Origin of the sequence: Fulvivirga sp. M361, from assembly GCF_007097395.1 — a bacterium.
Taxonomy (GTDB): domain Bacteria; phylum Bacteroidota; class Bacteroidia; order Cytophagales; family Cyclobacteriaceae; genus Fulvivirga.
On the sequence record NZ_VKDC01000006.1, the window covers coordinates 126,483 to 142,859 of the forward strand.

Annotated in this window: 11 protein-coding genes; all 11 read left to right on the plus strand. The window is 45.8% G+C overall.

The genetic code is table 11. The features are described from left to right. Window positions 1-55 precede the first annotated feature (55 nt). The 11 genes from FNH22_RS07905 to FNH22_RS07955 all read left to right on the plus strand — a co-directional run bounded on the left by FNH22_RS07905 (window position 56) and on the right by FNH22_RS07955 (window position 16,254). Complete coding sequence (locus FNH22_RS07905) at window positions 56-2,278, plus strand: T9SS type A sorting domain-containing protein (protein ID WP_143397815.1); 2,223 nt, start codon at window positions 56-58, stop codon at window positions 2,276-2,278. A gap of 50 nt (window positions 2,279-2,328) precedes the next feature. Continuing rightward, on the plus strand, window positions 2,329-4,893 hold the full coding sequence (locus FNH22_RS07910; RefSeq protein ID WP_143397816.1) for a sugar-binding domain-containing protein: 2,565 nt from the start codon (window positions 2,329-2,331) through the stop codon (window positions 4,891-4,893). After that, window positions 4,880-7,078 (plus strand): glycoside hydrolase family 3 C-terminal domain-containing protein, encoded by a 2,199-nt coding sequence (locus tag FNH22_RS07915; protein ID WP_143397817.1) that lies wholly within the window; start codon window positions 4,880-4,882, stop codon window positions 7,076-7,078. The genes FNH22_RS07910 and FNH22_RS07915 overlap by 14 nt, the downstream gene beginning before the upstream one ends. A 24-nt stretch (window positions 7,079-7,102) precedes the next feature. Beyond that, complete coding sequence (locus tag FNH22_RS07920) at window positions 7,103-8,119, plus strand: zinc-binding dehydrogenase (protein WP_143397818.1); 1,017 nt, start codon at window positions 7,103-7,105, stop codon at window positions 8,117-8,119. A 52-nt stretch (window positions 8,120-8,171) separates the two neighbouring features. After that, window positions 8,172-8,936: an SDR family NAD(P)-dependent oxidoreductase gene (locus FNH22_RS07925; protein WP_185154147.1), complete on the plus strand. Its 765-nt coding sequence runs from the start codon at window positions 8,172-8,174 to the stop codon at window positions 8,934-8,936. Between the two features lie 28 nt (window positions 8,937-8,964). Continuing rightward, complete coding sequence (aldA, locus tag FNH22_RS07930; RefSeq protein ID WP_143397820.1) at window positions 8,965-10,419, plus strand: aldehyde dehydrogenase; 1,455 nt, start codon at window positions 8,965-8,967, stop codon at window positions 10,417-10,419. A gap of 29 nt (window positions 10,420-10,448) precedes the next feature. Further along, window positions 10,449-11,543, plus strand: a complete 1,095-nt coding sequence (locus FNH22_RS07935) for a mandelate racemase/muconate lactonizing enzyme family protein (RefSeq protein WP_143397821.1) — start codon at window positions 10,449-10,451, stop codon at window positions 11,541-11,543. Window positions 11,544-11,562: 19 nt separating this feature from the next. Next, on the plus strand, window positions 11,563-12,606 hold the full coding sequence (locus FNH22_RS07940; protein ID WP_143397822.1) for an aldose epimerase family protein: 1,044 nt from the start codon (window positions 11,563-11,565) through the stop codon (window positions 12,604-12,606). Window positions 12,607-12,642: 36 nt separating this feature from the next. After that, on the plus strand, window positions 12,643-13,662 hold the full coding sequence (locus FNH22_RS07945) for an L-rhamnose/proton symporter RhaT (protein ID WP_143397823.1): 1,020 nt from the start codon (window positions 12,643-12,645) through the stop codon (window positions 13,660-13,662). A gap of 42 nt (window positions 13,663-13,704) precedes the next feature. Continuing rightward, the gene (locus FNH22_RS07950; protein WP_143397824.1) at window positions 13,705-14,934 is read left to right on the plus strand and encodes a family 43 glycosylhydrolase; all 1,230 of its coding nucleotides are present in this window, start codon (window positions 13,705-13,707) and stop codon (window positions 14,932-14,934) included. A gap of 195 nt (window positions 14,935-15,129) precedes the next feature. Further along, on the plus strand, window positions 15,130-16,254 hold the full coding sequence (locus FNH22_RS07955) for an AraC family transcriptional regulator (RefSeq protein WP_185154121.1): 1,125 nt from the start codon (window positions 15,130-15,132) through the stop codon (window positions 16,252-16,254). Window positions 16,255-16,377 lie beyond the last annotated feature (123 nt).

Genomic DNA, 16,377 nt, shown 5'->3' on the forward strand with positions numbered 1-16,377 from the left:
GGGGATAACGGTTAGCCGGCTTTTGTCTTCAACAACTAACCACCCTTAAGTATATATGAAAAACGGAGTTAAAGGTAGAAAACAGGCTTTGCTGGTAGGGATGACACTTGCCACCGGGGTTTTATTTGGACAAGGAACGATGGTTGACATCAACCTTGATGTCAGGCACAGCGTAGGAGGTATATCCGAATTCGAGCGGGAGAAATTTATTACAATGCATGGAAACTTCACTTCACGTGACTGGGATGGCAACAACTTTACGGACGACCTTCTGGGCGATTTTCTGGAAGGATATAATGCTTTTTTGGGCAGAGATACAGGAGGTATTACGTGGTTTGCTCACCAGGTAGATGAAGACCCTGCAAGGCCGGGACAAATAGATCTGGATAACTTAAAAGCACGTGGTGCTCAAGTCAGGAGTCAGTATGCAGCCAAAACCAGTATACACCGGTACGCGGCCAGGAATACCGGATTAGTACTGGCCGCCCAGTACTATCCTTTTTGGCCGGGATCAATGACCAACCCGTACGATGGCGAAACGCCCTGGTCTTATAAGGACGGTGTTGCCACTGGTGAATACATGGGCCAATTTATCAATGAGTTTTTTGGAAATGACGGACCTCCCAGACCCAAGCTGGTGGAGGTGATGAATGAACCTATGTATCATTTCATAACAGAACCAGGTGATTTTACCAGCACACCCGAGGAAATAGCAAAATTTCATAATGACGTGGCAGATGGCATTCGTGCCGTTGTCACAGATGACGTATTGATCGGTGGGTATACCACGGCTTTTCCCGATTTTGAAAAACAGGATTTCAAACGCTGGGAAAACCGATGGAAGCTGTTTATGGATAGGGCAGGAGAAAAAATGGATTTTTGGTCCATCCACCTTTATGACTTTCCTGCTTTTGGTGGAAAGGAGCTTTATCGAAAAGGTAGTAATATGGAAGCCACCTTCGACATGATGGAACACTATAGTATGCTTTCATTCGGAGTGGCCAAACCTTTTGTTATTTCAGAATACGGAGCGCAAAGCCATGATTTTTTTAATGAGCCATGGAGTCCTTTTGAAGACTGGCTATTTCTGAAGTCAGTCAGTGCCATGATGATGACCTTCATGGAACGCCCCCACCTGATGTATAAAACCATCCCGTTTATGGTAGAAAAAGCTGAATGGGGAAGGTTGCCCTCAGGGGCACCGCATGGAACACGCCTTCTGCGTCAAAAAAAGGAAGGTGAAGGAGAAACAGGCGAAGAATGGGTTTATACGGATATGATCTTGTTCTTCGAATTGTGGAAAGATGTTCAGGGCACCCGTGTGGACTCACATCCATCAGACCCTGATATACAGGTGGATGCATTCGTGGATGATCACAAAGCCTATGTGATTCTTAATAACCTGAACTTTGATCCGGAAAAAATAATATTGAACGCCCTGGGTATAGAAAACAATCCCTTGGAGCGTGTGGTCATAAAGCACCTGCACCTGGCAGGCAACACACCTTTGGTGGAAGTAAAGGAGTTGCAAGAGGCTCCGAAAAGTGTTGAGATAGGTACAGAAGCTACCATGGTGATTGAATATACCTTCGCAAACCAGGTCGTAGTTGACCAGACCTCGGACGAAGTGAAATATTATGCCGAAGAATACTATAAACCCATTGTATCCGGTCAGGCGGAGGTATTTCATATCAATGGGGTAACTATGGGAGATCAGGGTGAGGCGGTGCTTCGGTTAGGTATCGGAAGAGACCATGGGAGCTCTTTGAGGCCTTTGGTGACGGTTAATAATACTGAGGTTACTGTTCCCACAGATTGGAAGGGGTATGACCAAAAGTCCAGGGACCGCTTTTTCGGGGTAATCGAGATACCTGTGCCCTACGAACTGCTGAAAAACGACAATACCATTTCTGTAAAGTTTGACGAAAACGGAGGCCATATCGGAAGTGTAGTCATACAGGTATTTGAATTTAGCAGAGCAATCCAGCGTACAGAGGCTACAGACGTGATCGCGGCGGTGGGTGATACGCTACCTGCGCTGCCTGAGCTCAAAGTATACCCAAACCCCTCCAACGGTAGTATCCATATTGATTTACCGCAGGCAGGACCTGCTTCACGGATCTCCATTTATACTATGGATGGAAAGGCGGTAATAGAGAGGCTCATCGACTCACAGATCAACAGATCAATTCGGGTGGACAGTTTGTCCAGGGGCATTTATTCAATCCTTTGGAACACGGATAACAAAATAGTAAGACAGAAACTGGTGATAAAATAACGGTCACATAGGTGCACCAACTTTAAATACACGACCACTTCCAAGTAAAGATGAAGAAATATACATACATCCTTTTGATAGCTATTGTAGGATCAGTCAGCTTGTTTTACACTAGTAAGTCCGAAAAAGTTAGTGTTGAAAGAGAAGTTGATTTTAACTTCGACTGGAAATTTTCCCTGGCAGATGACTCTGCCTCTGTCAAAGAAAGTTCAGCCGGATTCAATGATGCCGGTTGGAGAACACTTCACTTACCGCATGACTGGAGTGTTGAACATTCCTTCGATTCGGTGAACGGCGATGGAGCTACGGCTTATTTACCGGGTGGTACCGGATGGTATAGAAAACGTTTTGATCAGGATCCGGATAAAAATACCTATGTAGTATTCGATGGAGTCTATAACAACTCGGAAGTCTGGATAAATGGCACCCGGTTGGGGGTTCATCCCTATGGATATTCTCCCTTTTATTTTGATATCACATCGTACCTGAACATTGACGGTAAAAATAATGTCCTTGCGGTTAAAGTAGATCGTACACGATACATTGACAGTCGTTGGTACCCCGGATCCGGCATTTACAGGAATGTAAAGCTGATTACAACGGACAAGTTACACATACCGGTTTGGGGCACATTTATCACCACTCCAGAGGTATCAGAAGAACAGGCTGTTGTTGTTTTGGACGTAACGGTTCAAAATAACTATTCTACCGGTCAGGACTTTGATATCAGGACCGAAATATATGGGCCTCAAAAGGAGCTGGTCTCGTCGGAAACCAATGCATTTTCTTTATCGAAAAATAGCAAGAATACCTATCGCCAGACGTTTGAGGTGGCCTCTCCCCAACGTTGGGATGTTGCGGACCCTAAGATGTACAAAGCAGTTACTTCGGTACTATCCAATAGTGAGGTGATCGATGAATATGAAACTTCTTTTGGCATTCGCACGATTCGGTTCGACCGTGACAAAGGGTTTTTTCTGAATGGAAAGAACATGAAAATAAAAGGAGTTTGCCTGCACCATGATGGAGGGCTGGTTGGTGTGGCTGTTCCGAAAGGCGTATGGAGACGCAGACTTCAGAAACTGAAAGAAGGAGGTTGCAACGCCATCAGGATCTCCCATAACCCCGGTTCGGAAGAATTCCTGGACCTTTGTGATGAAATGGGATTCCTTGTTCAGGACGAGTTCTTTGATGAATGGGACTACCCGAAAGACAAAAGGCTTAATTCACAGGAGCGACATTCCGATTACGTTTCCAGAGGGTACTCAGAGCATTTTCAGGAACATGCTGAATCCGATCTTAAAAATTCGATGCTGGCACATCGTAACCATCCTTCCATATTTCAATGGAGTATAGGTAATGAGATAGAGTGGACCTATCACCCCCGATACAGAAATATCACCGGCTATTTCAATATGAATTGGCAAGGGAATTATTTCTGGGAACTACCTCCAATTTCACCCGAACAGATCAAAAAACGCTATAAGGAAAGCGCGGCGCAGGAGTATGAACTGGCCACTACGGCCAGGAAGCTTTCTTCATGGGTCAGAGAAATGGATACCACCCGGTATGTTACGGCTAACTGTATATTACCCTCAGCGAGCCATATCACAGGGTATGCTGATGCATTGGATGTGGTAGGGTACAGCTACAGACGTATCCTGTATGATTATGGCTATCAGAACTACCCTGACAAACCTATTATGGGAACGGAGAACCTTGGGCAATGGCACGAATGGAAAAGTGTAATGGAAAGAGACTTCATCTCAGGAATATTTATCTGGACCGGGATAGAATATATGGGAGAAGCGCATGGTCAATGGCCTGAGAAGGCTACTGCTTCAGGGCTTCTGGACCTGGGAGGCTTCGAGAAAGGCTCCTATCATATGATGAAAACACTGTGGGTGGATGAACCACATATACATATGGCTACTCAAACGGTAGAAAGGTCTATCAACAAAATTGACCCGGAAACGGGCCTCCTGGTAGCCAGGGACCCGGAAGAATGGGAAACGGCACTCTGGAACTGGCAGGAGGTCAATAGTCACTGGAATTACAGTAAGGGTGAAATAATAAGTGTGGAACTGTATTCCAATTGCGAAGAAATAGAACTGTTCCTGAATAATAAAAGCTTGGGCACGAGAAAACTCGCTGAATTTGAAGATCGCATATATAAATGGGGGGTCCCTTTTGTTCCGGGAAATCTGGTGGCCAAAGGTAAATTCAAAGGCGACCCTGTCAGCGCCTCACTGGTCAGTGCAGGAGCGCCCGCTGCTATTGAACTTACTTTAGACAAAGCGTCATTGAAAGCGGATGGATACGATGTTGCGCATGTCGTGGCACAGTTAGTCGATGATGACGGTCACCCTGTGAAATCAAAAGAACGGGAGATTGCATTTAAGGTACGAGGTGATGTTAAGGTACTTGGTGTGGACAACGGTTCGAGCAAAAATGTTCAGGACTATCAATCCGACAGAATAGTTACAAGTCAGGGCAGGAGTTTACTCATTGTACAATCAGGTCGAAAAACGGGAGAGGCAGTGATTGAAGCCACCTCTGCTGACATTAAATCCAATGAGGTCACCTTAATTGTGAATGGAAATGCGCTTAAATAAGACATCACTCCTTTTTTCTTGTTTGTTCATCTTTTCATTCATCCAACAGGGGTTTGCCCAGGTTGACCATGCATGGTATAATTCCGATCTGCCTTTTGAGGAACGGGCGGACCTCCTGGTAGCGCAAATGACATTGGAAGAAAAGGTAAGCCAGGTGGTACACCAGGCTCCGGCTATTCCACGTTTAGGCATTCCCGAATACAACTGGTGGAATGAAGCACTACACGGTGTTGCCCGTAATGGTAAGGCTACCATCTTCCCCCAAAGTATAGCGTTAGCTGCCACGTTTGACCCTGAGCTGGCCTATGAAGTAGCTTCTGCCATTTCTGATGAGGCAAGGGCTAAATATAGTGTTTCGCAAGCTATGGGAAACAGGGGGCAATATGCCGGACTCACCTTCTGGACACCAAATGTCAATATCTTCCGGGACCCTCGTTGGGGCAGAGGCCAGGAAACCTATGGAGAGGACCCTTATCTCACTTCCCGTATAGGGGTGGCATTTGCCAAAGGCCTCCAGGGCAACCATCCGAAATACCTCAAAACGGCCGCATGTGCGAAACATTTTGCAGTTCATTCCGGGCCTGAAGCGCTTCGTCATAATTTCGATGTTCATCCTACGGAAAAAGATCTGAATGAGACCTACCTGCCTGCATTTGAAGCCCTGGTAAAGGAAGCAAAGGTGGAAGGGATTATGGGCGCTTACAATGCCGTTTATGGGGAGCCATCCTGCGGAAATGGAACGTTATTGAAGGATATTTTAAAAGACACCTGGGGGTTTAATGGCTATATCGTTTCCGACTGCGGTGCATTGGGAGATTTTAATAACGGCCATAACATAACCGGGACCATAGAAGAATCTGCCGCCATGGCCTTGAATACAGGGGTCAACCTAAATTGTGGTTACGCCTATCAAAATTTGAAAAAGGCGATCGAGCTAAATCTGACGTCAGAAGATATACTTGATAGGCGGCTGAAAGAGTTGATGATGACACGTTTTAAATTGGGCTTTTTCGATCCTGTAGAACAAAATCCATACACACAGCTGGGACCGGAACAGATACACAGTGAAGAACATATTCAGTTGTCCCGAAGAGTGGCCCGTAACTCCATGGTGCTGCTTAAGAATAAAGATAATGTGCTGCCATTGGATAAAAATATAAGGGTCCCTTATGTAACAGGTCCATTCGCTTCTTCCGGTGATATACTACTGGCCAATTACTACGGCGTATCCAATAACCTCGTAACGATTTTGGAAGGTATTGCTGATAAGGTTTCATTGGGGACCTCCCTTAATTACAGAAGCGGCTCATTGCCATTTCATGAAAACATTAATCCACTTAACTGGGCTCCGCAAGTAGCGAAAACGGCAGATGCAGTCATTGCAGTGATAGGTCTGTCGAGTGATTTGGAAGGGGAAGAAGTCGATGCAATTGCTTCGGCACACAAAGGAGATCGGATGGACCTCAGGTTACCACAAACTCAAATAGATTATGTCAGGGAGTTGGCAGAAAACAAAAAGGGACCGTTGATCCTGGTGATCGCCAGTGGCAGCCCTGTGGCGTTACATGAGCTTTACGATCTGGCCGATGCCATTTTGCTGGCCTGGTATCCGGGAGAACAGGGGGGAAATGCAGTAGCAGATATTTTATTTGGCGATGCTTCCCCTTCCGGCCATCTGCCTGTAACCTTTCCCCGGTCTGTTGATCAATTACCGGATTATACAGATTACAATATGAAAGGACGGACCTATAAATACATGGAAGAAGAGCCGCTTTTCCCATTTGGCTTTGGACTGTCCTATACACACTTCACCTATACTGATTTAACACTCAGCAAGAAGCGATTAAAGAAGGGAGATGAAGTCACCATTTCTGTTAACGTGAAAAACACCGGGAAAGTGGACAGCGATGAGGTGGTTCAGCTCTACCTCGTCCCACAAAATAAAGATTCCGGTCTGGCAAGGTTCAACCTTAAGAAGTTCCAAAGAATTAACCTTAGCTCGGGAGAATCAAAGACCGTAAGTTTTGACCTTCATTCTTCTGACTTACTTCAGGTCAATAATTCAGGAGCAAAAGCCTGGATCAAAGGAAATTATACCATTGCTATAGGAAATGCGCTGCCTTCTCAAAGAAGCTTTGACCTTGGCGCCGCCCAACCTGTTTCAGCTAAAATAGAATTCAAATAAAAAAGAAAAACGCTTTGTAAATATATGAAAGCAACAATGTACAAAGGAGATAAAAAGTTCTCCATAATTGAAAAAGACGTAGAGCATCCGCGACAGGGCGAAGTAAGGGTTAAGGTAGCATTTTGTGGCGTTTGTGGGACGGACATTCATATTTACCACGGTATGATGGATCAGCGTGTTCAGATACCCCAGGTCATCGGACATGAAATGTCCGGAACAATAGATGCTCTTGGAGATGGGGTAACAGGCTTTGAAGTCGGAGAAAAAGTGGTAGTACGTCCTCTGGATAACCGGGACGAACAACCTTCCGACAAAGGGCATAGCCACATATGTAAAGAATTGAAGTTTATTGGAATAGATAGCCCTGGTGCCATGCAGGAGTATTGGAATGTGCCTGCTTTTACGCTCCATAAGCTTTTTGAACATACGGATCTTAAATTGGCGGCCCTGATAGAACCTTTATCGGTGGCTTGTCATGATGTACGGATGTCTGGCCTGGAAAAAGGTGAAACCGCCGTGGCATTGGGGGGTGGTCCCATCGGACTTTTGGTAGCCCTGGTGGCCAGGAATAAAGGTGCGAATGTGGTCATTTCAGAGGTGAATGAAGTACGTGCCGTTCTGGCGGAAGAACTTGGATTCGTTGTAATTAATCCTGAAAATACCGACCTGGTCACTTTTGTCCATGATCAAACGGACGGGGCAATGGCCGATGTTGTTTTTGAAGTAGCAGGGGTACAGCCCGTACTGGATGTAATGACCAAAGTAGCTGGCATCAGGGGACGCATTGTGATGGTAGCCATTCATGGCCAACCTAAACACGTGAACCTCTTTGACTTTTTCTGGAAGGAGCTTAAACTGATCGGTGCAAGAGTCTATGAGGTGGAAGATTACAAGGAGTCCATTGAACTGATCACAAAAAACGAGCTACCCTTCGAAAAACTGATCACCGCAGTAAAACCATTGAGTACCATTCAAACAGTGTTTGAAGACATTGACAAAAATCCGGAAGGGATGAAAGTATTGATGGACTGTGAGGCTTGAAGCCGGAAAATAAGTTAACACGACAACATAGAGTTTAAGACATACGATGAGCATTTTAGACAAATTTAAGTTAGAAGGAAAAATCGCGCTGGTGACCGGATGCAAAAGGGGAATAGGGAAGGCCATGGCCGTTGGGCTGGCGGAAGCAGGTGCAGATATCATTGGAGTAAGCGCATCGCTGGAAAAGAATAGGAGCGAGGTGGAAAAAGAAGTCACCGCTCTTGGCCGGAAATTCAGTGCATATACCTGTGATTTTTCAGATAGAGCGTCTCTTTACAAATTCATCAAAGAAGTAAAAGGCGACTTTCCGGTAATAGATATTTTAGTAAACAATGCAGGGACCATCCTGAGGGCCCCGGCCGCTGAGCACCCGGATGAAATGTGGGACAAGGTGATAGAAGTCAACCAAAATGCACCATTCATCCTGACCCGTGAGATTGGAAAAGAGATGGTCAGCAGAGGAAGTGGGAAAATAGTGTTCACGGCTTCGCTGCTGACTTTTCAGGGAGGTATAACCGTACCCGGATATGCAGCGAGTAAAGGAGCTATCGGTCAGATGACCATGGCGTTTGCCAATGAATGGGCAGGCAAAGGAGTTAATGTCAACGCCATTGCTCCCGGATACATTAGTACTGATAATACGGAAGCCCTTAGAAAGGACCCTGTTCGGGCAGAGTCCATTCTTTCCAGGATACCGGCAGGGCGATGGGGTAAGGCGGAAGATTTTGCAGGTCCGGTGGTATTTCTTTGCGCTGAAACTTCAGCATATATGCATGGGAGTATCATGCTGGTGGATGGAGGCTGGATGGGTAGATAAATCAATGGAAAACCATAAGAACAAGAGCATGTCAACAATTAAAACATATCAATTATTCATTAATGGGGCCTGGGTCAACGCGGCATCCGGAGAAACTGCAGATATCCTCAGTCCTTCCACAGAGGAAATAGTCGGAAGCGTTCAGGTAGGGGATGAAACCGATGCGCTTAAAGCCTTGCAGGCCGCCGAAAAAGCCCAGAAAGAATGGAAAAAAGTGCCTGCAAGGAAGCGTGCCGCGATCATGCGTGGTTTTGCCGCTGAAATAAGAAAAGAAAAAGACCGCCTGGCCGGGATACTGGTAAAAGAGCAGGGCAAACTATTTACACTGGCACAATTCGAAGTGGAGGTTACCGCTTCGTTCATTGAATATGCGTGTGACTGGGCCAGGCACATCGAAGGGGACATTGTTACTTCTGATAACTCCGGCGAGCATATCTGGATACACCGGATACCGAGAGGAGTGGTAGTGGCGATCACGGCATGGAATTTTCCGCTGGCATTGGCGGGTCGCAAGATAGGTCCGGCGCTGGTGGCAGGTAACAGCATAGTGTTGAAACCCACACAAGAGACACCGCTTGCTACCCTTGAACTAGCTGACATTGCCAAAAGATCAGGGCTGCCGGACGGACTACTGAACATCCTTACAGGGCAGGGAAGAGTGTTAGGGAATGCCCTGGTGGAAAGCCCCGTCACAAAGATGGTTACGATGACAGGGAGTACTCCTGCCGGACAGCAAATATTCAGAACAGCTGCTAATAACCTGACCCATGTTCAATTGGAGCTGGGAGGCAAAGCGCCGTGTATCGTTTTTAGCGATGCCGATATCGATCAGGCAGTTGAAGGGGCATTTCACTCACGATTTGATAACTGCGGTCAGGTATGTACCTGTAATGAGCGCTTGTATCTCCACGAAGACATCTACGATGCCTTTATGGAGAAATTCATGAGTAAGGTAAAAGCGTTGAAAATAGGAGACCCTATGGACCCTGCTACTGATATGGGACCTAAGGTAAACCAGTCAGAATTAAGGAACATGGAACACTTGGTAGCCAAAAGTATAGAGGAGGGCGCCACCATAGCTTTTGGCGGGAAGAGCCCTGAAGGAAAGCAGTTCGAAAAAGGGTACTGGTTTGAGCCCACTATCATTACGGATGTCAGACAGGACATGACCATTGTCCACGAAGAGTCTTTCGGACCCATACTGCCGGTGATAAAGTTTACGGATTTTGATCAGGTGATGGAATATGCGAATGACTGCGCGTATGGATTGGCTGCTATGGTCTTCACCAGAGACATGCGTAAGATCATGCGCTGTAACGACGAATTGGAATTTGGTGAGATTTATGTCAACAGGGGGCACGGTGAACAATACCAGGGGTTCCACAACGGGTACAAATTGAGCGGAAGCGGAGGAGAAGACGGTAAATATGGATTCGACCAGTACATGGAAAAGAAAACGTTTTATGTCAACTACGACGCCTAAGTGGTGTTCAGACCATTCGGAGTTTAACTATGACAAATACGATAAAAAATATAGAAGTCAGGCTGTTTGAAATACCTCTTCCGGAGGTGTTATCAGATGCAAAACACGGGGACCATTTTCATTTCGAGTTGATCACCGTAACGACCACTTTAGAAGACGGGAGCACAGGTACGGGATATACCTACACAGGAGGAAAGGGAGGCCAGGCGATATGGGCGATGCTACAAACTGACCTGATACCGGCACTCATTGGCAAAGACGGATCGGACATAGCATCGATCTATGATTTTATGGAATGGCACATCCATTATGTAGGCCGTGGAGGCATTGCTGCGTTTGCTATTTCAGCCATAGATATTTCCCTTTGGGATATTCATTGTAAAAAAGCCGGTCAACCTTTGTGGAAGATCGCTGGCGGGGCAGGTAATACATGTAAGGCGTATTGCGGAGGTATTGACCTCATGTTTCCTCTGGACAAACTGCTGAACAATGTCAGGGGCTACCTCGAAGATGGGTTCAACGCAGTCAAAATAAAGATCGGACGTAGTGACCTTCGTGAAGATATTGAACGCATCAAAGCCGTTCGGGAACTCATAGGTGATGAAGTGACCTTTATGGTAGATGCCAACTACTCCATGAGTGTGGAGCAGGCCATTGCAGCGGCCGAAGCTTTTAAACCGTATGACATTTTCTGGTTTGAAGAACCTACCATTCCTGACAATTACAAAGGCTATGGGGAAATAGCGGATGCGACCGGCATGCCACTGGCCATGGGAGAAAACCTGCATACCATTCATGAATTTGAATATGCCTTTGATCAGGCCAAACTTTCCTTTATTCAGCCGGACGCCTCTAACTGCGGTGGCATATCGGGATGGTTGAAAGCCGCCGAACTTTCACGGGAACATGGCATACCCGTTTGTTCACATGGCATGCAGGAGTTACATGTCAGTCTGGTCTCTGCCCAATCCAATGCCGGGTGGCTGGAAGTGCATAGCTTCCCTATCGACCAGTATACCACACGTCCGCTTGTAGTGGAAGATCATAGGGCCGTAGCGCCGGCCCAGCCAGGTACAGGAGTAGTATTTGACTGGGATAAACTTACTCCATATGAATTAACATAGACCATAAAATCATTCTCCTATGCAAATAAAGAAAAGACACTTTGGTACTTACCAGGACCAAAACATTGATCAATATATCCTTACCAATAACCAGGGGATGAGGGTAAAGATCATTACCTATGGGGCCACTATAACGTCCATGACCATTCCCGGAGAGAGGGGTGACCTGGACCTTGTTTGTGGATTTGATACGTTGGAAGGGTATTTTTCAGCAGCATATAGCAAAAATGCCCCTTACTTTGGCTGCACTGTAGGCCGATATGCTTCCAGGATCAAAGACGGTAAATTTTCCCTTAACGGAATAGATTATACACTGGCAGTGAATGACGGATCGAATCATCTTCACGGAGGGGTAAAAGGGTTTGATAAAAAAGTATGGAGGGCTGAGGTCATGCAGGACCGGGAGGAGCCAAGGGTGGTCATGTTCCTGAGTAGCCCTCACTTGGAGGAGGGTTATCCGGGAAACGTGGAAGTAGAAGTCAGTTTTGGTTTGAATCATAAAAATGAACTATCCATTCGCTATTCAGCAGTGACTGACCAGGCCACGCCGCTTTCATTGACCAATCATACCTACTTCAATCTATCCGGTTTTAAACACACCATAGAAAACCATAAAGCCATTATATTTTCTGATAAGCATCTTGCTCCGGATCAAACCAATGTACCGGTAGGGGCTGTCGAAAACCTGTCGGGATCACCGGCTGATCTAAGTGGTGGGAAGCTTTTGAAAAGTGCTTTTGAAGGATTGGAAACAGGCTTTGAGCATTATTTTCTTTTCGATAAAAAATGGGGTGAACGTACCAAAGCTGCCATGTTTACCGATACAGATACAGGAAGAACATTGGAAATAGAAACCACAGAGCCCGGCATGCTCTTTTACTCCGGTTACTTTACTTCTGATGAATTACGACGTGAAAGCGGTCCCCAATATGGAAAATATCGCGGTTTTTGTTGTGAAACGCACCGTTATCCGAATGGGCCGAACATAAAGAACGCCCCGGGGTCCATTACCGGACCTGGAGAAAAATATACCAGCGAGACGATTTACAGACTCGGATGGTAACAAAAAAAATACTGCACTTAACTAAACATAGAAAAAATGACTGAAGGAGTTATATGGGCAATACTAGCGGGATTAATGCTGGGACTTTATGCCCTTCCGGAAAAATTCACCAAAGGCTTTAAGTTTGAAAACACCTGGGGACTGTTCTTTATGCTGACGATGTTCGTTGTCCCTGTTATTGCTTCACTTACATTGATCAAAGGGTTTGGACAGGTCTTTGGTGCAGTTCCTACGGATGTATTGGTAAAAATGGCCATAGCCAGCTTTCTATGGGGCATCGGAGTAATGATGTGGGGAAAAGCGATTAATCATATTGGTTTGTCGCTGGGGTTTTCCTTATTCATAGGAACCGTGATCCTGATAGGCTCTGTTCTTCCTTTTTTAGTGGATGGTGTGCCGGAACAAAATACATTTTTGACTATCATGGGAGGCATTGTAGTGGTGCTCATCGGGGTGATTGCCAATGGAAAAGCTGGCCTGGTAAGAGAGGCGGATGAAAAAACAGGAGGTACTCCCACAGGGGAAGAAGGAAAAGGGTCTATGGGTACCGGAATTCTAATTGCTGTAGTTGGGGGACTTTTGGCAACAGGCTTTAGTTATGCCAATGCCGTTGGTCGTCCGCTTTTACATGAAGCTTGCCAGGCAGCCGGTAATGCTGATTGGGTAACTGCCGTGGCGGTGATGTTCCCTATATTTATAAGTGGCGGGCTGGTGATGGCAGCCTATTTCGCCTGGCAGCTGGGTCAGAAGAAGGCCTGGGGGGATTTTAAGACATCACACTTTACCCGTAACCTGGTATTGATTTTGGTCATGGCTGTGTTTCATTATGCAGCCTCGGCCTTATTTGCTTTTGCCGCCTTCAAATTAGGCGGTATGGGAAATACTGTGGGGTATGCCATATTTAATACGGCCTGTGTTGCTACGGCTATTGTAAGTGGCATAGTTACCAAAGAATGGATAAATGCCTCGTCCAAAGCGAAACGTTTCCTGTATTTTGGCCTGACATGTATGATTGCAGGGATCGTCATAGTAGCGATCGGTAATGGGCTGTCATAACTATCTAACCCTCGAATTGAAAATTTAATAAAAATCATAACTATGAGATCAAATTTAAGCTATCCTGTCCTCATCATCCTGTTGGCTCTTTATTCCACTGCCTGTGGACCTGATTCACAAAATCAAGCGGTTACACCTACGGAAGAGGTAAGTGAAATTTCACCCGAACAAATAGACCATCTGGGCATTACTAACCCGGATAAATTAAGCGCTGCTTCAAAGCGGGCGCTGAAGTGGCCTGACGTAGGGAACGAATGGTTCGGTGAATTCCGGGTGTTTGACCTGAAAGGAGACCTGGCCTATGAAGAGGGCGTAGTACGAAGGGATCCAAGCGCTATGATTTATGAAGAGGGTAAGTATTTCGTCTGGTATTCCAAAAGCACCGGGCCATCCCAGGGCTTTGGCGGCAATGTAGAAGTGGATAAGGTGTTCCCCTGGGACCGTTGTGATATCTGGTATGCCACTTCCGAAGACGGCTGGACGTGGAAAGAGGAAGGCCCCGCAGTAAAAAGAGGTGCCAAAGGAGCTTACGACGACCGATCTGTTTTTACCGTTGAGATCATGGCGCACGAAGGAAAATACTACCTCTGCTATCAAACGGTCAAATCACCCTATAATGTACGTGTTAAAAACCAGGTGGGACTGGCCTGGGCAGATTCGCCGCATGGCCCATGGACAAAGAGTGAAAAACCCATATTGAGCCCGGCAGACAATGGTGTTTGGAAAGGGGAAGAGCAAAATCGCTTTAATGTAGTCCGAAAGGGAGATTTTGATAGTCACAAAGTACATGATCCTTGTATTTTGCACTATAAGGGTAAATTTTATCTTTACTACAAAGGAGAGCAGATGGGGGAAGAGATCACCTTCGGAGGGCGTCAGATCAGGCATGGGGTAGCCATTGCGGATGATCCGCTTGGGCCATACGTTAAATCTCCCTATAACCCGATATCGAACAGCGGTCATGAAATATGTGTATGGCCGTTTCAAGGCGGGATTGGATCATTGATCACAACGGACGGACCAGAGAAAAATACCATTCAATGGTCACCCGATGGGATCAATTTTGAGATCCAATCCGTAATAAAAGGCGCGCCACATGCTATCGGGCTGAACCGGGCATTGGCGGATACCGATACCGAACCGTTCAAGATCTTCGAATGGGGCCTGACGCATCAATATAAGAACAGTGATTACCAGTATATTCGGAGGTTTAGCGGAAAAAGAAGGGTCAATCACGTGGCCAAAGGAGCCAGTGCTAAAACGAACCAATAGGTTATCGATCATCGGACAGTTCGAGGAGTAAGAAGTTAACGTTTTTCGGGGTCATGTCAGTGTTGTATCCTTTTGATATCTGATATTTACAAGTAAGTTACAGACTGTTGTATCATTTAGACCCCGAAAAGCATTTTCGATTTTTTAAATATTGTTATTCTGGTTGGAATAGTTCAGGGTGTTTTGCTGACTATTTTGATTTTCCATAAATACATCAGCCTGTTTGCCAATCGCTTTTTAGGGGCCTTGATGTTTTTTTATTCGATCAGTTTGCTACATCTCCTGCTGGAAGAGACAGGCTATTATTTGACGCACCCTCATTTGATGTTTGTCCTCTTGAGTATGATCTTTTTGATTGGTCCGCTACACTTTCTCTATGTTAAACACCTCATCCGCCCTTCGCCAAAATTTAGCGCCAAAGAGTGGCTGCACTTTTTGCCTTTTGTCCTCTACCTGGTAAGCCTGGCACCAGACTTTCTTACACCGGCAGAAGAGATGCGGGTAGTGGCAGAGGCCAGCGCGAATGACCATATACCGGCGCAGTTTTTATGGCTGAATTGGGTTTTTGCCATGCAGTTGCTGGCCTACATGTTCGTGACCATTTTATGGCTTAAAAGATATGCTTTGGACATAAAGGATGTTTTTTCCAGCCTGGATAAAGTCAGGCTGGACTGGCTGCGAAATATCACTTATATGGCAACGGCTGTGGTATTTATTTTCTTCAGTGAAAATGTGCTGCTCATGAATGGTATTAACCTGTCTGATTTCAATTTAAGCTCTACCTTAACCGCGGTGTATGTATATACTATGGGTTACCTTGGGATATCGAAATCCGAAATATTTAGCCAACCGGAAGTAGCCAGATCGATGGAACAGCTACCTGGCCTGGGAGGTCATGACAATGTTCAGAATAACGAAAGGGTAGAAGAAGCAGAAAAAAAATATCAAAAATCGGGGCTGTCAGCAGAAGTAGCCGGTAAGCACCTGGAACGATTACTGAGGTTGATGGAGGAAGAAGCACCGTATACGGACAGTAGTTTAACCTTACTTCAGTTGTCACAAAAAATGTCTATTTCACCCCACCATTTATCGGAAGTAATTAATTCCCGGCTAAATCAAAAGTTTTTCGATTTCATCAATCAATACCGGGTAGCAAAGGTGGCCCAGGACCTTTCGGATGAGAAGAAACAACATTTTACACTACTTGCCATCGCTCATGATGCCGGCTTTAACTCAAAATCTTCTTTCAATACGATATTTAAAAAACAGACTGGCCTGACACCCTCTGAGTATCGAAAGGAATTAAAGGCTAAGACATAATAGAAAAGAAAAATACCGGCGGTCACTACGAAGGAGGTCATGATTGCATGCTGTCGCTGAAGCTTTCCCCGAGGTCATAGCCTTTGGAGAAGAACTTAGCATAGAAGCCGGTACTCTCACCAT

Coding starts and splice junctions, on each gene's coding strand:
- FNH22_RS07935 (WP_143397821.1), top strand. CDS start 10,449: ATGACAAATACGATAAAAAATATAGAAGTCAGGCTGTTTGAAATACCT.
- FNH22_RS07940 (WP_143397822.1), top strand. CDS start 11,563: ATGCAAATAAAGAAAAGACACTTTGGTACTTACCAGGACCAAAACATT.
- FNH22_RS07905 (WP_143397815.1), top strand. CDS start 56: ATGAAAAACGGAGTTAAAGGTAGAAAACAGGCTTTGCTGGTAGGGATG.
- FNH22_RS07915 (WP_143397817.1), top strand. CDS start 4,880: ATGCGCTTAAATAAGACATCACTCCTTTTTTCTTGTTTGTTCATCTTT.
- FNH22_RS07920 (WP_143397818.1), top strand. CDS start 7,103: ATGAAAGCAACAATGTACAAAGGAGATAAAAAGTTCTCCATAATTGAA.
- aldA (WP_143397820.1), top strand. CDS start 8,965: ATGTCAACAATTAAAACATATCAATTATTCATTAATGGGGCCTGGGTC.
- FNH22_RS07945 (WP_143397823.1), top strand. CDS start 12,643: ATGACTGAAGGAGTTATATGGGCAATACTAGCGGGATTAATGCTGGGA.
- FNH22_RS07950 (WP_143397824.1), top strand. CDS start 13,705: ATGAGATCAAATTTAAGCTATCCTGTCCTCATCATCCTGTTGGCTCTT.
- FNH22_RS07910 (WP_143397816.1), top strand. CDS start 2,329: ATGAAGAAATATACATACATCCTTTTGATAGCTATTGTAGGATCAGTC.